Origin of the sequence: Microbacterium sp. NPDC008134, from assembly GCF_042957055.1 — a bacterium.
Taxonomy (GTDB): domain Bacteria; phylum Actinomycetota; class Actinomycetes; order Actinomycetales; family Microbacteriaceae; genus Microbacterium.
In genome coordinates this window covers 2,045,077-2,066,580 of sequence record NZ_JBIBHO010000001.1, presented here as the reverse complement: position 1 = coordinate 2,066,580, position 21,504 = coordinate 2,045,077, and the positions used below count along the sequence as shown (strand labels likewise).

General features: G+C 67.5%; 23 protein-coding genes. 19 read left to right on the top strand and 4 right to left on the bottom strand.

The genetic code is table 11. From position 1 onward, the window contains the following. The first annotated feature begins 1 nt into the window (after position 1). Positions 2-418, top strand: a complete 417-nt coding sequence (ndk, locus tag ACFY9N_RS09860; protein ID WP_067120383.1) for a nucleoside-diphosphate kinase — start codon at positions 2-4, stop codon at positions 416-418. A gap of 62 nt (positions 419-480) precedes the next feature. Here the strand turns inward: ndk and ACFY9N_RS09855 are convergent, their stop codons facing one another. Continuing rightward, a complete protein-coding gene (locus ACFY9N_RS09855) occupies positions 481-1,098 on the bottom strand; it encodes a vitamin K epoxide reductase family protein (RefSeq protein ID WP_391478321.1) in 618 nt (205 codons plus the stop codon). A 280-nt stretch (positions 1,099-1,378) separates the two neighbouring features. On the opposite strand from ACFY9N_RS09855, the gene ACFY9N_RS09850 reads away from it, so the two are divergent. After that, positions 1,379-3,838, top strand: coding sequence for an Rne/Rng family ribonuclease (locus ACFY9N_RS09850; protein ID WP_391478320.1), 2,460 nt, complete (start codon positions 1,379-1,381; stop codon positions 3,836-3,838). Here ACFY9N_RS09850 and ACFY9N_RS09845 read toward each other — a convergent pair. Continuing rightward, entirely contained in the window at positions 3,803-4,069 is a 267-nt protein-coding gene (locus tag ACFY9N_RS09845; RefSeq protein ID WP_391478319.1) for a DUF4031 domain-containing protein, read from the bottom strand. The two genes, ACFY9N_RS09850 and ACFY9N_RS09845, sit on opposite strands and share 36 nt — an antisense overlap. 212 nt (positions 4,070-4,281) lie before the next feature. Between ACFY9N_RS09845 and rplU the strand changes: the two genes are divergently transcribed. From rplU to rsfS, 9 genes are all read left to right on the top strand, one after another. Continuing rightward, the gene (gene rplU, locus ACFY9N_RS09840; RefSeq protein ID WP_391478318.1) at positions 4,282-4,590 is read left to right on the top strand and encodes a 50S ribosomal protein L21; all 309 of its coding nucleotides are present in this window, start codon (positions 4,282-4,284) and stop codon (positions 4,588-4,590) included. 18 nt (positions 4,591-4,608) lie between these two features. Continuing rightward, on the top strand, positions 4,609-4,866 hold the full coding sequence (gene rpmA / locus ACFY9N_RS09835; protein WP_247622160.1) for a 50S ribosomal protein L27: 258 nt from the start codon (positions 4,609-4,611) through the stop codon (positions 4,864-4,866). 110 nt (positions 4,867-4,976) lie between these two features. Continuing rightward, positions 4,977-6,479, top strand: a complete 1,503-nt coding sequence (obgE, locus tag ACFY9N_RS09830) for a GTPase ObgE (RefSeq protein ID WP_391478317.1) — start codon at positions 4,977-4,979, stop codon at positions 6,477-6,479. Next, the gene (gene proB / locus ACFY9N_RS09825) at positions 6,476-7,258 is read left to right on the top strand and encodes a glutamate 5-kinase (protein ID WP_391478316.1); all 783 of its coding nucleotides are present in this window, start codon (positions 6,476-6,478) and stop codon (positions 7,256-7,258) included. The genes obgE and proB overlap by 4 nt, the downstream gene beginning before the upstream one ends. A 28-nt stretch (positions 7,259-7,286) precedes the next feature. Beyond that, positions 7,287-8,540 (top strand): glutamate-5-semialdehyde dehydrogenase, encoded by a 1,254-nt coding sequence (locus ACFY9N_RS09820; protein ID WP_391478315.1) that lies wholly within the window; start codon positions 7,287-7,289, stop codon positions 8,538-8,540. A gap of 51 nt (positions 8,541-8,591) precedes the next feature. Continuing rightward, positions 8,592-8,816 (top strand): hypothetical protein, encoded by a 225-nt coding sequence (locus ACFY9N_RS09815; RefSeq protein WP_247632000.1) that lies wholly within the window; start codon positions 8,592-8,594, stop codon positions 8,814-8,816. A 6-nt stretch (positions 8,817-8,822) separates the two neighbouring features. Further along, positions 8,823-9,425: a nicotinate-nucleotide adenylyltransferase gene (nadD, locus tag ACFY9N_RS09810; RefSeq protein WP_247622165.1), complete on the top strand. Its 603-nt coding sequence runs from the start codon at positions 8,823-8,825 to the stop codon at positions 9,423-9,425. Further along, on the top strand, positions 9,422-10,684 hold the full coding sequence (locus ACFY9N_RS09805) for a hypothetical protein (RefSeq protein WP_391478314.1): 1,263 nt from the start codon (positions 9,422-9,424) through the stop codon (positions 10,682-10,684). The genes nadD and ACFY9N_RS09805 overlap by 4 nt, the downstream gene beginning before the upstream one ends. Positions 10,685-10,710: 26 nt before the next feature. Next, positions 10,711-11,061: a ribosome silencing factor gene (gene rsfS, locus ACFY9N_RS09800; protein WP_391478313.1), complete on the top strand. Its 351-nt coding sequence runs from the start codon at positions 10,711-10,713 to the stop codon at positions 11,059-11,061. A gap of 18 nt (positions 11,062-11,079) precedes the next feature. Here the strand turns inward: rsfS and ACFY9N_RS09795 are convergent, their stop codons facing one another. After that, positions 11,080-12,735 (bottom strand): dipeptide ABC transporter ATP-binding protein, encoded by a 1,656-nt coding sequence (locus tag ACFY9N_RS09795; protein ID WP_391478312.1) that lies wholly within the window; start codon positions 12,733-12,735, stop codon positions 11,080-11,082. A 169-nt stretch (positions 12,736-12,904) separates the two neighbouring features. Here ACFY9N_RS09795 and ACFY9N_RS09790 point away from each other — a divergent pair, with 169 nt between their 5' ends. From ACFY9N_RS09790 to ACFY9N_RS09755, 8 genes are all read left to right on the top strand, one after another. After that, on the top strand, positions 12,905-14,113 hold the full coding sequence (locus tag ACFY9N_RS09790; RefSeq protein WP_391478311.1) for a dipeptidase: 1,209 nt from the start codon (positions 12,905-12,907) through the stop codon (positions 14,111-14,113). Beyond that, complete coding sequence (locus ACFY9N_RS09785) at positions 14,113-15,732, top strand: ABC transporter substrate-binding protein (RefSeq protein ID WP_391478310.1); 1,620 nt, start codon at positions 14,113-14,115, stop codon at positions 15,730-15,732. Before ACFY9N_RS09790 ends, ACFY9N_RS09785 begins: the two co-directional genes overlap by 1 nt. Positions 15,733-15,762: 30 nt before the next feature. Continuing rightward, complete coding sequence (locus tag ACFY9N_RS09780; protein ID WP_391478309.1) at positions 15,763-16,725, top strand: ABC transporter permease; 963 nt, start codon at positions 15,763-15,765, stop codon at positions 16,723-16,725. Beyond that, positions 16,722-17,621, top strand: a complete 900-nt coding sequence (locus tag ACFY9N_RS09775; protein WP_391478308.1) for an ABC transporter permease — start codon at positions 16,722-16,724, stop codon at positions 17,619-17,621. The genes ACFY9N_RS09780 and ACFY9N_RS09775 overlap by 4 nt, the downstream gene beginning before the upstream one ends. Positions 17,622-17,634: 13 nt before the next feature. Continuing rightward, positions 17,635-18,813: a M24 family metallopeptidase gene (locus ACFY9N_RS09770; RefSeq protein WP_391478307.1), complete on the top strand. Its 1,179-nt coding sequence runs from the start codon at positions 17,635-17,637 to the stop codon at positions 18,811-18,813. Between the two features lie 28 nt (positions 18,814-18,841). Continuing rightward, positions 18,842-19,741, top strand: coding sequence for an alpha/beta fold hydrolase (locus ACFY9N_RS09765; protein ID WP_391478306.1), 900 nt, complete (start codon positions 18,842-18,844; stop codon positions 19,739-19,741). Continuing rightward, on the top strand, positions 19,687-20,766 hold the full coding sequence (locus ACFY9N_RS09760) for an Lrp/AsnC family transcriptional regulator (RefSeq protein ID WP_391478305.1): 1,080 nt from the start codon (positions 19,687-19,689) through the stop codon (positions 20,764-20,766). The genes ACFY9N_RS09765 and ACFY9N_RS09760 overlap by 55 nt, the downstream gene beginning before the upstream one ends. A gap of 106 nt (positions 20,767-20,872) precedes the next feature. Continuing rightward, positions 20,873-21,157 carry a hypothetical protein gene (locus ACFY9N_RS09755; protein WP_391478304.1) on the top strand — a complete coding sequence of 95 codons (285 nt, stop codon included), beginning with the start codon at positions 20,873-20,875 and terminating at the stop codon, positions 21,155-21,157. A gap of 61 nt (positions 21,158-21,218) precedes the next feature. Here ACFY9N_RS09755 and ACFY9N_RS09750 read toward each other — a convergent pair whose 3' ends face one another. Further along, a complete protein-coding gene (locus ACFY9N_RS09750; RefSeq protein WP_391478303.1) occupies positions 21,219-21,392 on the bottom strand; it encodes a hypothetical protein in 174 nt (57 codons plus the stop codon). Between the last annotated feature and the right edge of the window lie 112 nt (positions 21,393-21,504).

Here is a 21,504-nt window from a genome sequence, read left to right as displayed (position 1 = left end):
CATGGCCACCGAAGAAACCCTCGTCCTCGTCAAGCCCGACGGCGTCGCACGCGGCCTCACCGGCGCGATCCTCGCCCGCATCGAGGCGAAGGGGTACGCGCTCGTCGACATCCGCCTCGTCGAGCCCGACCGCGACCTGCTCGCCGCGCACTACGCCGAGCACGAGGGAAAGCCGTTCTACGAGCCGCTCCTCGAGTTCATGCTGTCGGGCCCGTCTGTCGCGATCCGCCTCGCCGGCAACCGCGTGATCGAGGGATTCCGCTCGCTCGCCGGTACGACCGACCCGACGACTGCCGCCCCGGGCACGATCCGCGGTGACTTCGGTCGCGACTGGGGACTCAAGGTCCAGCAGAACCTCGTGCACGGTTCCGACAGCCCCGAGAGCGCCGCGCGCGAGCTCGGCATCTGGTTCGACTGAGTCGCACATCCATGAGAAAGGCCCGTCCGCTGCGCAGCGGACGGGCCTTTCTCATGGGCGGGTCAGCCGCCGGTGACGATGCGCACCATCTCGCCGAGGAAGTCGATGCCCTTGGTCTGCGCCATCACGATGATGATCGCGTACGCGACGACCGTGGCCAGGGGGACCCACGCCATGAGCTTGTCGGCCCGCTGCTGCACGACCTCGTTGCGGGTGAACGTGCCGTTGCGCGTGAGGTGCAGCATCGTGGCGAAGAAGGTCGGGATCGTCACGGCCCACGTGACCATGCACCACGGGCACAGCACGATCAGGTCGTAGATGCTCTGCGAGATCAGCCAGCACACGAAGCCGAAGGCGAACGTGATACCCACGCCGAAGAGCGCCCAGAACCAACGGGGGAAGCGAGCGCCGGCGAGGATCGCCACACCGACGACGAGCGGTGCCATCCAGCCCGTGAGGCCGAGGATCGGGTTCGGGAATCCGAACACCGAACCCTGCCAGGACTCCAGGTTCTTGCCGCACTGGATGAAGGCGCTCAGGTCGCACGACAGCGATGCGTCCGGGTCAGCGAGGATGACGAACTTCTCGACCGTGAGCTGGAAGGCGGCGAACCAGCCGATGATGCTCGCGATGATCAGCCAGACGGCGAAGATGACGGGGCGGGTGCGCTGCTCGCTCATCTGAGGATTATCTCAGCGACGGCTATGGATGAGGCGAGAACGGGCCGGAGAAAATCATCGGACGTGCACGGATGCCGCATTCTGCGGAACTTGGTGCGATAATGACCTGTGACGCGATGAGCGGCCCAGCCGTGACACGTGTCGACGCAGACTTCGGGGCCCATGCCCCACGCGACCAGAGCTACGAGCCGGTCGCAGATCGAGTGAGTTCGCGGCACCCGCGGGTGCTGCATGAGTTTCGCGGAACACTCCGGTGATCCGCGCAGGGAGTAAGCCAGAGATGGCCGATGAGAACAATGACAACAACACCCCTACCCTCGACTTCCCGGCGGACGCCGCGGAAGAGCTGACGGAGTCCCCGACTCCCGAGGTCGAGACGCCGGAGGACGCGGCCGAGGCCGAGTCGGATGCTCCCGCCGAGGTCGTGAACACCGAGGAGCCCGTCGAGGCCTCCGCCGAAACGGCGCCCGCCGAAGAGGCGCCCGCCGAAGAGGCGCCGGTCGAAGAGGCGCCGGTCGAAGAGGCACCGGTCGAAGAGGCGCGGGCAGAAGAAGCACCGGTCGTTGAGGCGCCGGTCGCCGAGGAGCCCGCAGCGCAAGAGCCTGCCGCGGAGAAGCCCGTCGAGGAGGAGCCCGCGGCTCCCGAGGCGCCCGCCGCGGTCACCGCCGTCTCGCTGGGTCTGCTTCCCGAGGTGTTCGTCTCCCAGGTCTCCACCCAGCTCCACTTCTACGCACCGGAGATCGTGCCGCTGCCGGCACGCCCCGGTCGGGCATCCGCCCCCGATCGCGACCTGGACGACGCCGACGGCGGTCGCCGAGGACGTCGCCGTCGCGGCGGATCCGAGGGCGACGACCAGCGCGAGCCGCGTCAGCGTCAGCGCGTCGTCGAATACATCACCGAGCCGAAGGCGATCAAGGGCTCCACGCGCCTCGAGGCGAAGAAGCAGCGCCGCCGCGACGGACGCGACGCGGGTCGTCGTCGCCCGGTCGTCACCGAGGCGGAGTTCCTCGCTCGTCGGGAGTCGGTCGATCGCAAGATGGTCGTGCGTTCCAAGAACGGCCGCACGCAGATCGGCGTCCTGGAGGACGGCGTGCTCGTCGAGCACTACGTCGCCCGCAACCAGGACGCCTCGCTCATCGGCAACGTCTACCTCGGACGCGTGCAGAACGTGCTGCCGAGCATGGAGGCCGCGTTCGTCGACATCGGGCGCGGCCGCAACGCGGTGCTCTACTCCGGCGAGGTCGACTGGGACGGCGTCGAGACCGGCAACCAGCCCCGTCGCATCGAGCTCGCCCTCAAGCCGGGCGACCGCGTGCTCGTGCAGGTCACGAAGGATCCGGTCGGCCACAAGGGCGCCCGCCTGACCAGCCAGATCTCGCTTCCCGGCCGTTACCTCGTGTACGTTCCCGGTGGCTCGATGAACGGCATCAGCCGCAAGCTCCCCGACAACGAGCGTGCGCGTCTGAAGCGCATCCTCAAGGAGGTGCTGCCGGAGTCCTCCGGCGTCATCGTGCGCACTGCAGCGGAAGGCGCGACGGAGGACCAGCTCACGCGCGACGTGCAGCGTCTCACCTCGCAGTGGGAGCACATCCAGAAGCAGGTCGAGAGCCAGCAGGCGCCCGCACTTCTGCACGCCGAGCCCGACCTGCTCGTCAAGATCGTCCGCGACGTCTTCAACGAGGACTTCACGAAGATGCTCATCCAGGGCGAGGAGTCGCAGCGCACGATCCGCTCCTACCTCGAGAGCGTCGCCCCCGACCTGCTCGAGCGCGTCGAGGCCTACGAAGACGCCGCCGACCCGTTCGACGCGTTCCGGATCACAGAGCAGATCGAGAAGGCGCTCGACCGCAAGGTCTGGCTGCCGTCGGGTGGATCGCTCGTGATCGACCGCACCGAGGCGATGACCGTGGTCGACGTCAACACCGGGAAGTTCGTCGGCTCCGGCGGAAACCTCGAAGAGACGGTGACCAAGAACAACCTCGAGGCCGCGGAGGAGATCGTCCGCCAGCTGCGTCTTCGCGACATCGGCGGCATCATCGTGGTCGACTTCATCGACATGGTGCTCGAGTCGAACCGCGACCTCGTGCTGCGTCGTCTCATCGAGTGCCTCAGCCGAGACCGAACCAAGCACCAGGTCGCCGAGGTCACCTCGCTCGGACTCGTGCAGATGACGCGCAAGAAGCTCGGTCTCGGACTTCTCGAGACCTTCAGCGAGGCGTGCGAAGTCTGCGCGGGTCGCGGTGTGATCGTGCACCACGATCCCGTCGTCAAGCACCGTTCCAACGGGAACGGTGGGAACGGCAACGGCGGCAACGGCAACCAGGGCGGCCGTCGTCAGCGCGGCGGCAACGGCGGCGGACAGAGCCAGAGCGCTCCTCCGGCGGCCAATGCGACGCACAGCATCCCCGAGGGCGCGAAGTCGGCGCTCGCGCAGATCGCGGCGTCCACGAAGGCACCCGTCGAGGGTGCGGCCGAAGCGGTCGTGGTCGACGAAGCACCGGTCGAGGTCCTCGAACGTGCGAAGAAGCCCCGCAAGAAGCGTGGCGCAGACCGCAAGCCCGCACCACGCAGCCAGGCCGAGCAGCTGCTCGACTCGGTGCTCGATGCCCTCCCGGAGCCGAAGGCACCGGGTCAGGGACGCGGCCGTCGTCGGGTGAGCACTGCGGCGCTCACCGGCACGCCGGTGTCGGTGAACGGCGAGGGGTCAGCGTCGGTCGCGAGCGGGGATCCTGAGGCCTGAGGCGATCAGTCGTCGGACGAGCTCCTTGCCGCCGACGTGCTGGGCGCCACCGGCGATGAGCCGGGGGATGCTTTCCTCCGGCACGTCGTAGTGGTCCCGATCGAAAGCCCGAGGGGGCAGGTCGTGACGGAGCGCGAACGTGTGCAGCTCGTCGAGGCTCTCGTCGCTGACGAGGTGCGCCCACAGGCGTCCGTGCGCGGGCCACAGCGGGTCGTCGACGAGAACGGTCATTCCGTAAGCCTATGACCGGACACGCCCCTCCACTCACTTTGCGAGTGGGTCCGGCATCCGGTAAAGTAGTCCCTTGGTGCGTATGCCGCGTCGTCCTCGTCGGCCGGAGCGGAGAGTCTTGCATTCGCACCCGTCGCCCTGCGGCGCATGCAAGCAACAGTCTTCCCGTGAGATTCTCGGAGCCGCGAGCTCCCCAACGAAACAGGTATGAAGTGGTTTACGCAGTAGTGCGCGCCGGTGGGCGGCAGGAGAAGGTCGAGGTCGGCACGATCGTTCAGCTCGACCGTGTGCAGGCTGCCCAGGGCGAGAAGATCGAGCTTGCCGCTGTGCTGCTCGTCGACGGCGCTACGGTGACCACCGACGCCGACAAGCTGGCCAAGGTCAAGGTCACCGCCGAGGTCATCGGCAACCTCCGCGGCCCGAAGATCGTCATCCAGAAGTACAAGAACAAGACCGGCTACAAGAAGCGCCAGGGCCACCGTCAGGAGCTCACGCGCGTCAAGATCACCGGCATCAAGTAAGACCGAGGAGACCAGGACATGGCACACAAAAAGGGCGCAAGCTCCACCCGTAACGGTCGTGATTCCAACGCACAGCGCCTCGGCGTCAAGCGCTTCGGCGGCCAGCAGGTCAACGCCGGCGAGATCATCGTCCGTCAGCGCGGCACCCACTTCCACCCCGGCGTGAACGTCGGCCGTGGCGGCGACGACACGCTCTTCGCGCTGTCCGCCGGTGCGGTGCAGTTCGGCGCGAAGGGCGGCCGCAAGGTCGTCAACATCGTCGCTGCAGGCGAGTAATCGCCGCACAGCAACAGACATCCGGTTCGGGGCGGGCTTCGGCTCGCCCCGTCCGTGTATCTGCCCACCGATTCCGCTGGGCGACAGCTATCACTTGAGGAGACCGACACATGGTCACGTTCGTCGACACCGTGACGCTTCACCTGCGCGCGGGCAAGGGCGGCAACGGCTGTGTCTCGGTGCACCGCGAGAAGTTCAAGCCGCTCGGTGGACCCGATGGCGGGAATGGCGGTGACGGCGGCGACATCGTGCTGGTCGCCGACCCGCAGACCGGCACGCTGCTCTCGTACCACCACTCTCCGCACCGGTCCTCGCCCAACGGCGGGTTCGGGATGGGCGACCACCGCTCGGGATACGCCGGCGAGGATCTCGAGCTCCCCGTGCCCGTCGGCACGGTGGTGAAGAGCAGCACCGGTGAGGTGCTGATCGACATGGTCACCCCGGGTGAGCGCTTCGTCGTGGCGAAGGGCGGCATCGGCGGACTCGGCAACGCGGCGCTGGCCTCTCCCAAGCGCAAGGCGCCGGGCTTCGCGCTGCTCGGGACACCGGGCCACGAGGGCGATGTCGTGCTCGAGCTCAAGACCGTCGCCGATGTGGCGCTCGTGGGGTACCCCTCGGCCGGCAAGTCGAGCCTGATCGGGGCGATCTCGGCCGCACGGCCCAAGATCGCGGACTATCCGTTCACGACCCTGCATCCCAACCTCGGTGTCGTGCAGGCCGGCGGTGCGCGCTACACCGTCGCCGATGTGCCCGGGCTCATCGAGGGAGCGAGTGAGGGCCGAGGTCTCGGTCTCGAGTTCCTCCGTCATGTCGAGCGCTGCTCGGCGCTCCTGCACGTGCTCGACTGCGCGACCCTCGAACCGGGACGCGATCCGCTCTCTGACCTCGACGTGATCCTCGCCGAGCTCGCGGCCTACGAGGTGCCCGAAGGGCAGACCCCGCTCCTGGAGCGCCCGCAGTTCGTCGCCCTGAACAAGATCGACGTCCCCGAGGCGCGCGACCTCGCCGAGATGGTGCGGCCCGACCTCGAGGAGCGCGGCTTCCGTGTCTTCGAGATCTCGACCGTCTCGCACGAGGGCCTGCGCCCGCTCACCTTCGCGCTCGGCGAGCTCGTAGAGAAGGTGCGCGCCGAGCAGGCCACCGTCGAGGTGCCCCGCGAGCGCGTCGTCATCCGCCCGCGCGGCTCGAAGAAGGACTTCACGATCCGGGTCGAGGGCGGCACCTACGGCAACGTCTACCGGATCATCGGCGAGAAGCCGGTGCGCTGGGTGCAGCAGACCGACTTCCAGAACGAGGAGGCCGTCGGCTACCTCGCGGACCGGCTCGAGAAGCTCGGCGTCGAGGACGAGCTCTTCCGCCTCGGAGCGGTGCAGGGCTCGACCGTGGTGATCGGCGAGGGCGACAGCATCGTCTTCGACTGGGAGCCGACGATGACCTCGGCGGCCGAGCTCATGACGGCCCCGCGTGGCACCGACCCGCGTCTGGCGCCGAACTCGCGACGGACGACGGCGGAGCGCCGCGAGAATTACTACGAGCGCATGGATGCCAAGGCCGCGGCGCGCGCGGAGGTCGAGGCCCAGCGCCTCGCCGCCTATCGCGAAGAGGGCGAGTGACCGCACGCTCGCGTGCAGACCTCGCCACGGCTGCGCGCATCGTCGTCAAGGTCGGATCGTCGTCGATCAGCGGGGAGGCCTCGTGGCGTATCCCGGTGATCGTCGAGGCCCTCGCCGCCGCGCACGGTCGGGGCACGGAGGTCGTCCTCGTCTCGTCCGGTGCGATCGCCTCCGGCATCCCCTTCCTGCGGCTCGATGCCCGCCCCACCGATCTCGCGACGCAGCAGGCGGCCGCAGCGGTCGGTCAGAACATCCTCGTCTACCGGTATCAAGAGGCATTGCGGCCGTTCGACATCGTCGCGGGGCAGGTGCTGCTGACGACCGGTGACCTCGAGAACCCGACGTCGCGAAGCAATGCCCGCCGTGCGATGGAGCGCCTTCTCGGACTGCGGGTGCTCCCGATCGTCAATGAGAACGACACGGTCGCGACGCAGGAGATCCGTTTCGGTGACAACGACCGTCTGGGTGCGCTCGTCGCCCAGTTGATCGAGGCGGACGCCCTCGTGCTGCTCAGCGACATCGAATCGCTGTACACGCGGCCACCGTCCGACCCCGGCGCCGAGCCGATCGATGTGATCGCCGCGGATGCCGATCTGAGCGGACTCGAGTTCGGCGCGACGGTCGTGAACAGCGTCGGCACCGGGGGAGCGGCGACCAAGGTGTCGGCCGCCCGCCTCGCGGCTGCGTCGGGGATCGGCGTGCTCGTGACGAGCGCCGACCTGGTGGATCGCGCGCTCTCGGGGGCCGAGGTCGGAACCTGGTTCGAGCCCGCCGTCTGAGCGAAGGCGAGCGCCCTAGACTGGGCGGATGACCGACCAGACCCCGCAGGTGCGCCTCGAGCGCGCGAAGGAGGCGTCGCGCGCGACCGCCGTTCTGACCAGTGGCGACAAGGAGCAGGTGCTCGAGGAGATCGCGCTCGGGCTCGAGCGCGACGCCGAGCGCATCATCGCCGCCAACGCGCTCGACATCGCCCGCGGGCGGGAGAACGACATCGGCGACTCGCTGATCGACCGTCTGCGCCTCGACGAGAATCGCGTCGCGGCTCTCGCCGCCGCGGTGCGGCAGGTGGCAGCGCTCCCGGATCCGGTGGGACGTGTCGTGGGTGGACATCGGATGCCGAACGGGGTCTCCCTCGAGCAGATCCGTGTGCCCTTCGGCGTGGTCGGCGCGATCTACGAGGCGCGCCCGAACGTCACGGTCGACATCGCCGCCCTCGCGCTGCGTTCGGGCAACGCGGCGGTGCTCCGGGGCGGCAGCGCCGCGCGCGAGTCGAACACCGTGCTCGTCGAGGTGATGCGCGAGGCGCTCGTGCGCTCCGGCGTCACGGCCGAGGCGATCCAGACCGTCGACGACTTCGGGCGCGACGGGGCAACGGCGCTCATGCACGGGCGGGGATACATCGATGTGCTCGTTCCCCGGGGGAGCGCCGGACTCATCGAGACCGTCGTGACCGAGTCGACCGTGCCGGTCATCGAGACGGGAGCCGGCAACGTGCACATCGTTCTCGACGAGTCGGCGCCGGACGACTGGGCGCGCGACATCGTCGTCAACGCGAAGGTGCAGCGACCGAGCGTGTGCAACGCGGTGGAGACCGTCCTCGTGCACCGTCAGGCCGCTCCGCGTCTCGTGCCCCTCGTGGCGAGCGCTCTCCAGAGCGAAGGGGTGGCGATCCACGGAGACGACATCGTCTCGGGCCTCGTTTCGAACGTGATCCCGGCGACGGAGGAGGACTGGGCGACCGAGTATCTCAGCCTCGACATCGCGATCAAGGTCGTCGACGATCTCGACGAGGCCCTCGCGCACATCCGCACCTACAGCACCGGTCACACCGAGTCGATCATCACGACGGATACGCGTAACGCCGAGCGTTTCCTCGCTGAGGTCGATTCCGCGGTCGTCATGGTGAACGCCTCCACTCGCTTCACCGACGGCGGCGAGTTCGGTTTCGGCGCCGAAGTGGGCATCTCGACGCAGAAACTGCACGCACGGGGTCCGATGGGCCTCGCCGAGCTCACGAGCACGAAATGGCTGGCGCGTGGGGCGGGGCAGACGCGCGGCTGAGGGCTAGACTGGATGGCGCTGCACTGACTCAGGTCACGAAACGGAGAAACGATGAACCTCATCGCACAGGTCGCGATGGCCGCTGCGGAAACCGAGCACCACGGCAACGTTGCCCTCGAGACCGTGATCTTCGGTGTGATCGCTGCGATCATCTTCGCGTTCCTCGGTCTCGTGACGCTGTCGTACCGCAACGTCGCCAACCGCCACTCTGCGAAGGCCGAGGCGTGGGCTGCGAAGCACGGCAAGGACGGTCACGGAGCAGGACACGGCCACTAAGGCACTATGAAGACCGTGACCTCGCGCGCTCCGCGTATCGGTGTGATGGGTGGAACGTTCGACCCGATCCACCACGGTCACCTGGTCGCTGCCAGCGAGGTCGCGCACTCCTTCGATCTCGATGAAGTGGTCTTCGTGCCGACCGGCCGCCCCTGGCAGAAGTCGGACGTCACTCCGAGCGAGCACCGCTATCTGATGACCGTGATCGCGACGGCGTCCAACCCGCAGTTCACCGTCAGCCGCGTCGACGTCGATCGCGAAGGTCCGACGTACACGATCGACACCCTGCGGGATCTGAAGCGAGATCGGCCGGATGCGGAGCTGTTCTTCATCTCCGGTGCGGATGCCGTGGCGCAAATTCTCAGTTGGAGGGACCATGATGAGTTGTGGGAGTTGGCCCACTTCGTCGCGGTCTCCCGGCCAGGACACGTCCTGAGCACGGATGGCCTCCCGAGCGACAACGTCAGCCAGCTGGAGGTGCCGGCCCTGTCGATCTCGTCGACCGCCTGCCGCGAGCGGGTCCGGGACGATCAGCCGGTCTGGTATCTCGTTCCCGACGGGGTCGTCCAGTACATCGCGAAGCATCATCTGTATCGGAGCAAGTCATGACTACATCGGATCAGCACGGCCAGGGTCCGCTGACACGCAAGCAGTTGCGTGAGATCCGACTGACCGGATCGACGCCCGTCATCACCGACGAGGAGACGGCGGCCACGCCCAAGCCGGCTCCTGCCCCCGCGCCCGCACCGGTTGCGGAGACCCCGGCTGCTCCGAACCCGACCGCCGCTCCCGCCGCCCCGGAGCCCGCCGCCCCGGAGCCCGCCGCCCCGGAGCCCGCGGCCCCGGCGTCGCCTGCTGCCCCGCTCACCCGCCGGCAGGCGCGCGATCAGGAGCGCGTGCGGACGGCATCCGTTCCCGTCGTCGAGCCCGAGGAAGCGGCACCTGTCGCTCCCGCGGAGCCCGCAACCCCCGCTGCTCCGACTCCGGCCGCGAACGTCCAGGCCCCGGTCGAGAGTGCGCCGGTCGAGAAGGAGCCCATCGTCTCCGCCGTGCCGGAGTTCTCGGCACCGGCCACCACGAGCGATGACCTCACGGACGACGAGATCCACGACGACGAGGTGGATGACGCCGAGATCGTGATCGCGCCTGTGAGCGCCGCAGGCGCGAGCGCTTCCGTCGGCGAGGTGCCGCTCGGAGAGGCGGTCGACGCGAAGCAGCCCGTCGACGAGTCCCGTGAGATCGTCGAGACGCCGCACGACGTCGACGACGTCGATGCCGTTCTGGGCCTCGACCAGGACCCCGCCGTCCCGGAGAGCGACGACGTCCTCGCCGACGTCGGCGAGGACGACGAGGCCATCGCGCCGGACGAGCGACCGACGGTGAACCCGGCGTTCGGGGCATCCGTGATCGACGAGGCGCGCAAGCCCTTCGCGCCGTCATTCGATGACCTGCTCACGGTCGGCGATTCGAGCGGTTCCCAGCACACGTCGCCCAGCGCGTTGATCTTCACTCCATCGCCGGGCGAAGGGTCGCTCTCGGGGCCGGTCGCGTCGACCGGTGAGATCCTCGTGACCGGCTCCTACGAGCTCCCTCGCGGTATCGGCTCGCAGGGGCACGCCCACGGGGTCGCCGACGGCAAGGACGTCGATGCCGTTCTCATCGACGGCGAACTGCCGCCCGCTTCCTCTCCCACGCCGATCGCCGCCAGCTCGGCGGTCAGCACCATCAAGCCCGCCGGCGAGGTCATCCGACCCCCTGCCCCTGAAAAGGGCAACAGGCTCATGCTCATCCTCGCGATCGTTGCGGGTGGTCTCGCTCTCGCACTGGGCGTGGTCCTCGTCGTCGCCTTCACTACGAATGTGTTCTGATGCAATCACCTGAATCCGCTGAATCCATGCTGCAGATCGCTGCCGCAGCCGCCGTCTCGAAGGGCGGCGAAGACCTCGTCGCGCTCAACGTGTCCGAGCCGCTCCCGCTCGTCGACATCTTCCTGCTCGTCACGGGAAACAGCGAGCGCAACGTCGCCGCGATCGCCGACGAGATCGAGGACCGACTCATCGAGGCCGGGCACAAGCGCGTGCGTCGCGAGGGACGCGCCGAGGCGCGCTGGGTGCTGATGGACTTCGGTGACCTGATCGTGCACGTCTTCCACCAGGAGGAGCGCGTCTACTACGGGCTCGAGCGTCTGTGGAAGGACTGCCCCGTCGTGCCGATCGACCTCCCGGAGCCCGTCGCGGGGGAGTGACCATCGGCGGCCTTCGTGTCAGGCGGTGAGCGGGGTCCGTCGCTGCAGCATGCCGCGCTCGGCCCGGGTCTGCGGCGGGATGGCCGACAGCAAAGACCGCGTGTACGCGTGGGACGGAGTGCGGTAGACGTCCTCGGTTTCGCCGATCTCGACCATCCGACCGAGGTACATGACGGCGACCCGATCGGCGATGTGGCGGACGAGCGAGAGATCGTGCGCGATGAAGACGATCGACATGCCGAGTCGTTCCCGGAGGTCGCAGAGCAGGTCGATGATCTGGGCGCGGATCGAGACGTCGAGTGCCGACACCGGCTCATCGCACACGAGCACATCGGGATCGAGCGCGAGTGCGCGTGCGATGCCGATACGTTGCCGTTGACCGCCGGAGAACTGGTGCGGGAAGCGTGATCCCATCTCCGGGGTGAGCCCCACGAGTTCGAGGAGCTCGGCGACCCGCTCTCGCCGGCTCGACGGGCTTCCCGTGCGGGTCGCGGCGAGGGGCTCGGCGATGATCTGCTGCACCGTCATCCGAGGGTTCAGCGACATGTACGGGTCCTGGAACACCATCTGGACGCCGCGGCGCAGGATCTTGCGATCACGGAGGCGCCCGCGTGTGACGTCCTGGTCCCGGTACGTCAGGGTGCCGGCGTCGGGCGAGTCGAGGCCCACGAGCATGCGCGCGAGCGTCGACTTTCCGCTGCCCGATTCACCCACGATCGCGAGGATCTCTCCCTTTCGGAGATTCAGGTCGACTCCGGCCACCGCGGCGACCCGGTGCGCTCGGCGCCCGGTGCCCGAGCGGAAGGTGCGCTCGAGGGCCGTGCCCTGCAGGATGGGCGCAGCCGCGGGGTCGTCGACGGCCGCGCTCACATCACTCGGCAGGGAGTGCAGGAGCTGCAGCGTGTAGGGATGCTGGGGTGCGGTGAGCACCGTGTCTGCGCTGCCCGCCTCGACGATCCGTCCGGTGCGCATCACCGCTACCTGATCTGCGACCTCCATCACCACTCCGAGATCGTGCGTGATGAGCAGGATGCCCATGCCCAGGCGGTCACGGAGCGACAGGAGCAGGTCGAGGATCTGAGCCTGCACCGTCACATCGAGCGCGGTGGTCGGTTCGTCGGCGATGATGAGATCGGGTTCGAGGGCGATCGCCATTGCGATGAGGATCCGCTGCCGTTGTCCGCCCGAGAACTGATGGGGATAGTCGTGGACCCGCTTCTCCGGCGTGGGGATGCCGACCAGCGTCAGCAGCTCGACTGCGCGCTTCTCCGCGGTGCGACGGCTCACGGTGCGGTGCGCCCGGATGAGGTCGATGATCTGGTCGCCGATGCTGAGCACGGGGTTGAGTGCCGAGAGCGCATCCTGCATGACCAGGCTCACCCGCACGCCGCGCAGCCGTCGGCGCTCCTCGTCCGACAGGGGGAGCAGATCGGTTCCGTCGAGCGTCAGGTGATCGGCCGTCACGTCGCCCTTGTCGAGCAGTCCCATGATCGCGCGCGCGGTCATCGACTTGCCGGAACCGGACTCGCCGAGCAGCGCGAAGACCTCTCCCCGGCGCACGGTGAGGTCGATGCCGTCGACGACGCGGTTGCGACGTCCGTCGGACGACAGGGTGACGGTGAGGCCTCGAACGTCGAGGACGATGTCGTGCTCTGCTGCGGGCGTGGTGTGCATGAGGCCATCATGCCAAGAATTTGCTCTGAAATGTTTCGGACAGGAAACATCTCAGCCGAAAATCATCATTGTTGTTGACATTTGCGCCGAAATAATCGAGATTCGAGGAATCTCCCCTTCGTCGAGCGGGAGAGGCTACCCCGCACCAACGAACCGAAGGAGCGCATTCGTGCTCGAGAAAGCCGACCGTTACACCGGTTACACTGCCTACGACTACCTCGAAGCGGGCAAGGACTACCGCGAGTTCCGCTACGCCAAGCAGATCGGGCGAGTCCCCGCATACGAGGGGCTCGACCTGAACGACGCGCAGAAGGAGCGCACCGAGCGCCTGCTGCGCGAGGAGACCGTGATCTCGTTGCACGAGCACGTCCAGGTCTTCCCCGAGGACATGGGGGAGCTGCGCGACCACATCCGTCAGGGCCGCGAACCCACCGGATACCAGGGGCTCGCGCGCTCCGGACTCACGGCCGTCTTCGACAACGGCATGGATGGCACGTGCTGCATCTCGAGCGACGCCGGCTGGAAGTACCAGGACGTGCTGTTCGATCTGGGCGTTCGCATGGCCGACCTCGCCCACCAGGACTTCGTGATCAAGGCGGAGTCGATCAAGGACATCCGCTACGCGGCCGAGACCGGTCGTGTGGCCCATATCTTCGCGCTCGAAGCGGCGACGATGATCGAGAACGAGGTCGATCGGCTCGATGTGCTGTACGGCTTCGGCGTGCGTCAGATGGGCATCGCGTATTCCGAGGCGAACATGCTCGGCGGCGGCCTCAAGGAGCGCGGCGACGGCGGCCTCACCTACTTCGGCGAGCGCGCGGTCGAGCGCATGAACAAGCTCGGGATCGCGATCGACATCTCGCACTCCGGCGATCGCACCTGCGTCGACGTGGTCAAGCACTCGAAGGTGCCGGTGTTCATCACGCACGCGGGCGCGCGCGGTCTGTGGCCGACGAACCGCATGAAGACCGACGAGACGATCATCGAGTGCGCGAAGCGCGGGGGAGTCATCGGCATCGAGGCCGCGCCCCACACGACGATCTCGCCGCAGCATCCGAAGCACTCGCTCGAGTCGGTGATGGACCATTTCCAGTACTGCGTCGACCTCGTGGGTCTCGAGCACGTGAGCTTCGGACCGGACACCCTGTTCGGTGACCACGTGGGTCTGCACGACGCGTTCTCGTCGAACCTGTCGCTCGGGCAGGCGCACGCGAACGTCGACTACGAGAAGCAGCCCTACGTCGACGGTATCGAGAACCCCGCCGAGGCCTTCTACAACATCATCGGCTGGCTCGTGAAGCACGACTACTCCGACGACGAGATCCGCGCGGTCGTCGGCGGGAACACCATGCGCGTACTCGAGGAGGTTTGGGTCTGATGAAGCACAGCAGGTACCTCGCGCTCGGCGCTGCCGCGGCTCTCGCCGTCGGTCTCGTCGCATGCGCCCCCACGGCGCCAGAGCCGGGGGAGTCATCCGGAACCGCCGGGCCGAGCGATGAGACGCTCAGCATCGGCACGACGACGGACGTCGTCAACTTCAACCCCGTGCTCGGCAACAGCCGCACGGACTCGTGGATCACCAATCTGATGTATCCGCACCTGCTGAGCATCAGCGATGACGGCACGAAGGAAGCGCATGTCGCGACCGACTGGGGCTACGTCGACGACACGACCGGGTTCTACGAGATCCGTGATGACCTGACGTGGAGCGACGGCGAGCCGCTGACCGCCGAGGACGTCGCGTGGACGCTGAACGCCGTCAAGCGCGATCAGGCACCGGGAACATTCTTCGGCCAGCTCGGCAACCTCGACACCGCCACCGCCGTCTCGGACACTCGCGTCGAGCTCACTCTCACCCAGCCCGACTCGTCGATCGTCGACGAGATCGGATTCTGGGGAGTGGTCGTGCCCCAGCACGTGTTCGAGCCCCAGGGATCCATCGCGGAGTTCGCGAACGACGGCAGCGATGGCGGGTGGGTGGGCATGGGCCCGTTCATCCTCAGCGACTTCCAGGTGGGGCAGCACTACACGCTCGATCGTGTGGAGGACTACCCGCTGGTGGACGGCGGCGTTCCCGGACCGGCCGAGGTCGTCTACCGCGTGTACCCCGATGTGAACACCGAGATCCTCGCGCTGCAGAGCGGCGAGATCGACGTGATCGCGAACGCCCTCCCGCCGGCGCAGGTGGAGCAGCTCCGCAGCACCGATGGCCTCCAGGTCATCGAGGCGGCGGGCCTCGGCTATGCGCACCTCGTCTACAACATGGACAAGCCGGATCTGGCGAACGCACTCGTCCGTCAGGCGCTCGCCCACGCGGTCGACTACGAGGCGATCCGCACGGTGGTGCTGCAAGGCCAGGCGGTCTCGACCGGCTCCAGCGCGCTCATGCCGGTGCTCGCGAAGTACTACGACGATTCGGTGACCGAGTACGCGTTCGACCCCGAGGAGTCGCGTTCGCTCATGGAGGAGGCGGGCTACGTCGCCGGCTCCGACGGCACGTTCCCCGTGTCGTTCCGGCTGATCTACTCGCTGCAGGACAGCGTGACGAGCCAGTGGGCGCAGATGGTCAAGGACAGCGCCGCCGAGGCGGGCATCACGATCGAACTGCAGGGCACCGAGCGCAACACGTACCTGTCGATGACGAGTGAGGGCGACTACGACATCTACGCCGGGAACTTCGCCATCATGGACGACCCGGTGACGAACTTCGCGCTCTCCTACCTGCCCGGTGGGGCGATCAACTACACCCATGTCGACGACCCCGAGCTGAACGCCCTGATCGAAGAGGGCATGGTCACCTTCGACGAGGACGAGAAGATCGAGATCATGCGCGAGGCGAACAAGATCGTGCACGAGCAGGTCTACGACAACATCATGTACACGCAGAACCTGTTCTTCGCCGCCAGCGACGAGTGGGCCGGCTTCATCTCGAAGCCGAGCGAACTGCTCTCGATCGTCAATCCGCTCTCGCTCGCGAGCGCGCACCCGGTCGAGTAACACCCCCCACTCTCGAGGAAGGTCGCCCGGGTGTCCCGAGCATCGTTCATACTCCGTCGCGCAGGTAGAGGTCTGCTCACGATCTGGTTCGCCGTGACCGTGACGTTCCTTCTGCTCCGTCTGCTCCCCGGCGATCCGGCGCTCGCGCTGGCCAGCCCGAACATGACGGATGCCATCCGGGCGACCATCCTCGAACAGTACGGCCTCGACCAGCCTCTCATCGTGCAGTACGGGCTGTACATGTGGCAGTTGGTGCAAGGCAACCTGGGCATCTCGTTCACCCAGTCCATCCCCGTCCTCGACGTGCTGCTGCAGCGGTTGCCGTGGACGCTGCTGCTGACGCTCACGGCGCTCGCCTTGACCATCGTGATCGGTATCCCGCTCGGTGTCGCGGCAGCGTCGCACAAGGGCCGTTTCATCGATCGGGCCGTTCAGATCGTCGGCGTCACCGGCCAGTCGCTCTTCGTGCCCAGCGTCGCGATCCTGCTGCTCTTCGTCTTCGGGTTGAATCTCGGCTGGTTCCCGATCGGCGGCGCCTACACGAACAACACCTACGGCTTCGAGTGGTACCTGAGCGTCGCACAGCATCTCGTCCTCCCCGCGGTATCGCTGATGCTCATCCAGGTCGGCTCCTATGTGCTCACCATGCGCTCGACACTCATCGAGACGCTGGGCGAGGACTACATCCTCCTCGCCAAGGCGAACGGCCTCCGGGGTCGCCGCATCCTCTGGAAGCACGCGCTCCGCAATGCGCTACTCCCCACGACCACCCTCATCGGACTCCAACTCGGCTTCCTCGTCGGTGGAGCCGTACTCACCGAGACGGTCTTCGCCTACCCGGGCATCGGTCGGGGCATCTACGAGGCGGTCACGCAGCTGGACTTCCCCGTGCTGCAGGGAGCATTCCTCATGCTCGCGGTCACGGTGGTCGTCGCCAACACCGTCACCGACATCATCTACGGCTACCTAGACCCGAGAGTGAAGACGTCATGACCGCTCCGCTGCCCTCCACCGAGAACATCCACCCCACCGAACCCGCCGCCGTCGGCAGCGAGCGGGCGAGTGCCCACACGTGGCGGGCGTTCCGGCGCGACCCGCTCGGGATGATCTCGCTGGGTCTGCTGATCCTCCTCGTGATCATCGCGCTCGCCGCCCCGCTGATCGCGCCGTATCCCGCCAGCTACGGGCCCGACGTTCTGCGCCCGCCCGGAGGTGACCACTGGTTCGGTACCGACGCCCTGGGGCGCGATGTGTTCTCCGAGGTCATCTGGGGAACGCAGCAGAGCGTGCTGGTCGCGGTCGCGGCATCCGTCATCGCCATCGTGTTCGGAACGATCATCGCGGTCATCGGTGCGTACTTCCGTCGCCTCGACGGATTCATCAGTGTGGTCGTCGACATGACGCTCTCTCTGCCGGTGCTGCCGCTGATGATCCTCATCGCCGCCCTCGCCGGACCGAGCACGACGACGATCATCCTCGTCGTCGCCGCGTTCTCGTGGCCGGAGGTGACCCGTCTCGTCCGGTCGCAGGCCCTCACCGTCGTGGGGCTTCCCTACGTCGACGCTTCACGTCTGATGACCACATCGCCGCTCTGGATCATCTCGCGGCATGTGCTGCCCGCCGTGACCCCGGTCGTCGTGGTCTCGGTCGTCGTCACGGCATCCCGTGCGGTGCTCTCGGCGGCCGGACTCGCGTTCCTCGGCCTCGGCGATCCGACCACCTGGTCGTGGGGGCGCATCCTCTACGAAGCCCAGCAGGCCGGGGCGATGGTGAGCGCCTGGTGGCTCACGCTCTTCCCGTCGATCGCCATCCTCATCCTGGTGCTGTCGGCGACGTTGCTCTCGATCGCCTACAACGATGCGCGCAACCCGCGCCACCTCGCCCGGTGAGAAGGAGGACCGCATGACCGACCTCGATCAGCGTCTCGCACCCGTTTTCTTCGATCGGGTGCAGGAGCGCGTGCGGGTGATGATGGCAGAGGAGGGATTCGACGCCTTCCTCACCGACCATCCCGAGGACATCGCATACCTGACCGGATTCTTCCACCACCCCTCCGAGCGCCCCGTCGCGATCTGGCTGGACAGCGGCGGCCGCGTGGTCATGCTCCTCCCCGAACTCGAGCGTGAGTACGCGGAATCGCAGTCGGCCAGGGCCGACCTCGTCGCCTTCTTCGAGTACCCCGGGGTGGCCTCGCCCTACGCGGCGCTCTCGGATGCCGTGAGTCCCCGCGGCCGCGTGGGCTTCAGTTCGTCGATGAGCGTCCAACGGCTCGCCGCAGCGCGCGCGGCGATGGGGGATGCCGAGCTGGTCGCCTCCGATCTCATCGACCGCGCGCGCTACATCAAGTTCCCCGAGGAGATCGCCCTGCATCGCGAGGCCGCTCGGGTGACGGATCGGATGCTCGACGCCGGCGTGCGGCTGGTGACGGACGCGATCGCCGCCGGGGGAGACCTGCCGACCGAGACGGAGCTCGAACGTCACGTCACGGCGACCGGCACCGCGATCATGTACGCCGAGCATCGCAACGTGGTCGTCGCCTCGCTCCTCGCGGGCGGTCTCGTGTACTCCGGCGCGAACTCCGCGTTCCCGCACGGGCTGCCGTCCGTCAACCGGTTGAAAGCGGGAGACACGTTCATGCTGTCGCTCGGCTGCGCGGTCGGCGGGCGCTTCATCGAGGGCGAGCGCACGTTCGTGCTCGGCGAGCCGACGGCGGATCAGCGGCGCTACCACGACACGATCCGCGATGCGCAAGCCGTCGGACGCGAGACGATCCGCGCCGGGCTGGAGTGTCGTGAGGCGAATCGTCTGTGCCTCGGCGTCATCCGCGAAGCGGGTCTGGGGGCGTACATCCGTCACCGTCAGGGCCACGGCATCGGACTCGGGATGCACGAGGCGCCCTGGCTGGAAGACGGCGATCCGACGGTGCTCGCCGCCGGAATGGTCGTCTCCAACGAGCCCGGCATCTACGTACCGGGGCACGCCGGTTATCGGATCAGCGACAGCATGCTCGTCACCCCCGACGGCGCCGAGGCGCTGACCACCTTCCCCCGCAGCCTCGAAGACTGCACGATCGCTCTCTGAGCGCCACCGACCCAGAAAAGAGGACGACATGACATCGACACCCGAGGTCTCTCCGGAGTTCGCCGCCGCTACCAGCGACCACCAGTGGGTCGAGATCAACGGCAATCATCTGGCGGTGGAGGTGCTCGGTCCGGAAGGGGCGCCGGTGATCATCACCCACCACGGCGCGCCCGGTCTCGGCTCGCGAGCCGAGCCGCGCGCGAGTTTCGGACGTCTGGCGGACGAGTATCGTGTCGTCGTCTTCGACGCGCGGGGGAGCGGCGTGAGCGAGGGCGAGGGTACCTACAGTCACGCGCAGTGGGCTGCGGACATCGACGGCCTGCGCGAGTGGGTCGGCGCCGAGCGGATCGTGATGGCGGGCGGGTCGTACGGCGGTTTCATGGCCATGGAGTACGCACTGCGCTACCCCGAGCGTGTCGCGGCCGTCGTGCTGCGCGACACCTCGCCCGACAACTCCAACGCCCATCTCGCACGCGAGAACGCCCTCGCCTCGGATCGGGTCACGATCGACATGGAGAAGTTCGATCGGATCGACGTCGGGCAGGTGCGTGACGACGAGGACCTCAAGGACTGCTGGCGCGAGATCCTTCCGCTGTATGACTTCGTCTACGACCCCGAGGCGACCGAGCGGAAGGTGCAGGCGACCCCGTATCGCTATCAGGCGCACAACTACGCGTTCTCGGTGAACCTCCCGAACTACGACCTCAAGCCTCGTCTGCACGAGATCTCCGCGCCGACACTCATCACCGTGGGCCGAACAGACTGGATCACGCCAGTATCGTGTAGCCAGGTGATCGCCGATCTCATCCCGGACTCCGAGATGGTGGTGTTCGAGAAGTCCGGGCATTCGCCCCAGATCGAGGAGGCAGAGGCGTGGACCGACACCGTGCGCACGTTCCTGCACCGGGTGTACCCGCCGACGGCATGAGCGCCGTGCAGATGGGACGCGAGGTCAGCGACCTCGACCGACGCATCGTCGTCGCACTCCAGCAGGACGGACGCGCGAGCTGGACGTCCATCGCGGAGTTCGCCGGGGCATCCGTCTCGACCGTGACCCGACGCGGGCAGCAGTTGCTCGCCGAGGGCGTGGTACGCGTCGGGATCGTGCCGACGCTCGGCAGCGAGGGGCATGTCGAGACCTTCTTCGTGCGCATCAACTGCACGCCGGGGTCTCAGTTGGCGGTTGCCGAGGCCCTCATCGGCTCGCCGTACGTGCGCTTCGTGACGCTGGTCACCGGGAAGTTCGACGTCTTCGCCGAGGTGGTCATCCCCGGGGATTCGGCGACCTATGCGCACGTGCTGACGGATCTGCAGGGCATTCCGGGCGTCGAGCGGTGGCGCAGCGATCTGGTGGTGCATACCTACAAGGTGAGCTTCGACTGGGGGCGGCAACTCTACGATTCGCACGCCGAAGCCGCGACCGATCCCCAGTCGTACATGCCGGCGCCGAACACGTGCGATCCCACCCACTTCGACGACGCCGATCACGCGATCGTTCGTGAGCTCAGCGAGAACGGCCGGGCATCGTTCCTGTCGATCGCCGCGAAGCTCGAGATGAACGAGAGCAGCGTGCGTCGGCGCTACGAGCGCATGCGGAGTGCGGGCTGTCTGACGACGGTGACGATGGTGCCGGCATCGGCACTCGGGATGAGCGCCGAGACGCTGTTGATGCTGCGCGTCGAGCCCTCGCGTCTCGCCTCGGTCGCCCAGACGCTTTCGCAGCACGTATCGGTCCGTTTCCTCGCGGCGGCGCTCGAGGAGAACTCGCTGTACTGCGAGATCATCCTTCCGAGCACCGAGACGCTGCACGACTTCCTCACGGGAACGATCGCGCATCTCAAGGGCGTGCGCGGCTGGACCGCGGCCATGGAGCTCGTGTTCATGAAGCGCGGTTTCATCGAAACGCCGTGGTGGCGTGCGCAGGTCGCGTCGGCGGGGGCATCCGAGAACTGAGTGCGTCTCGGGTGCGGCATCCCGCACGGATTCTGTCAAGGGTCTTCCCGCCCGGTATACCGGCGCGCACACTCTTTTCAAGGGGAGAGAGTCTTGGAGGGCTGCCATGTCAGAGGATCCGGAACCGCGCTACATCCTTCGCCGCATCACGCCGACGGAATGGGTGATCAACGACCAGCGCTTCCCGGCCAACGACCCCCGTCACATCGTCGCGTGCGTGTACGAGTACGCGGACACCGAGGTCGAGGTCGTGTGGGTCCGTGACCTGCCCCTGGCGATGCGCTACTCGAATGCGTTCGACGTGCTCGCCGATGTCGAACGCATGCACGGCTCGAGTCGTGCGACCCGACCGGTGCAGATCCCTCACCTGCCGCCTTTACTGGCCAACTGACGCGTGATGCGGAGGGGCGGGAGCGGATGATTCCGCTCCCGCCCCTCCGCGTTCACGGGCGTCAATCTCCGTCGGCGGCGAGACGATCCGCTTCGGCGCTGTCGATCTGAGAATCGTCGGCGTCGGGATCGATCTCACGCTCGCCGTCGACCTCGCGCGTCGGGACGCCGTCCCGCTCGTCGTCGGACTCGTCGCCCAGCGAAGGGATCGGGGGGATCGGGGGTGGGTTCGACATGTCGTGCTCCTCTCGTCGGTGATGGAGATCACGATAGGGAAGCGCGGCGCGGCGGGTGAGGCGCTTGACCAGGGGTGTTCTGAGGCGTATGACCGGGTCGTCGCACGGGCGT

What these genes read in the sequence shown, in the direction of transcription:
- ndk (WP_067120383.1), top strand. Translation starts at nt 2, where the DNA reads ATGGCCACCGAAGAAACCCTCGTCCTCGTCAAGCCCGACGGCGTCGCA.
- ACFY9N_RS09855 (WP_391478321.1), bottom strand. Translation starts at nt 1,098, where the DNA reads ATGAGCGAGCAGCGCACCCGCCCCGTCATCTTCGCCGTCTGGCTGATC.
- ACFY9N_RS09850 (WP_391478320.1), top strand. Translation starts at nt 1,379, where the DNA reads ATGGCCGATGAGAACAATGACAACAACACCCCTACCCTCGACTTCCCG.
- ACFY9N_RS09845 (WP_391478319.1), bottom strand. Translation starts at nt 4,069, where the DNA reads ATGACCGTTCTCGTCGACGACCCGCTGTGGCCCGCGCACGGACGCCTG.
- rpmA (WP_247622160.1), top strand. Translation starts at nt 4,609, where the DNA reads ATGGCACACAAAAAGGGCGCAAGCTCCACCCGTAACGGTCGTGATTCC.
- obgE (WP_391478317.1), top strand. Translation starts at nt 4,977, where the DNA reads ATGGTCACGTTCGTCGACACCGTGACGCTTCACCTGCGCGCGGGCAAG.
- ACFY9N_RS09820 (WP_391478315.1), top strand. Translation starts at nt 7,287, where the DNA reads ATGACCGACCAGACCCCGCAGGTGCGCCTCGAGCGCGCGAAGGAGGCG.
- ACFY9N_RS09815 (WP_247632000.1), top strand. Translation starts at nt 8,592, where the DNA reads ATGAACCTCATCGCACAGGTCGCGATGGCCGCTGCGGAAACCGAGCAC.
- nadD (WP_247622165.1), top strand. Translation starts at nt 8,823, where the DNA reads ATGAAGACCGTGACCTCGCGCGCTCCGCGTATCGGTGTGATGGGTGGA.
- ACFY9N_RS09805 (WP_391478314.1), top strand. Translation starts at nt 9,422, where the DNA reads ATGACTACATCGGATCAGCACGGCCAGGGTCCGCTGACACGCAAGCAG.
- rsfS (WP_391478313.1), top strand. Translation starts at nt 10,711, where the DNA reads ATGCTGCAGATCGCTGCCGCAGCCGCCGTCTCGAAGGGCGGCGAAGAC.
- ACFY9N_RS09795 (WP_391478312.1), bottom strand. Translation starts at nt 12,735, where the DNA reads ATGCACACCACGCCCGCAGCAGAGCACGACATCGTCCTCGACGTTCGA.
- ACFY9N_RS09785 (WP_391478310.1), top strand. Translation starts at nt 14,113, where the DNA reads ATGAAGCACAGCAGGTACCTCGCGCTCGGCGCTGCCGCGGCTCTCGCC.
- ACFY9N_RS09775 (WP_391478308.1), top strand. Translation starts at nt 16,722, where the DNA reads ATGACCGCTCCGCTGCCCTCCACCGAGAACATCCACCCCACCGAACCC.
- ACFY9N_RS09770 (WP_391478307.1), top strand. Translation starts at nt 17,635, where the DNA reads ATGACCGACCTCGATCAGCGTCTCGCACCCGTTTTCTTCGATCGGGTG.
- ACFY9N_RS09765 (WP_391478306.1), top strand. Translation starts at nt 18,842, where the DNA reads ATGACATCGACACCCGAGGTCTCTCCGGAGTTCGCCGCCGCTACCAGC.
- ACFY9N_RS09755 (WP_391478304.1), top strand. Translation starts at nt 20,873, where the DNA reads ATGTCAGAGGATCCGGAACCGCGCTACATCCTTCGCCGCATCACGCCG.
- ACFY9N_RS09750 (WP_391478303.1), bottom strand. Translation starts at nt 21,392, where the DNA reads ATGTCGAACCCACCCCCGATCCCCCCGATCCCTTCGCTGGGCGACGAG.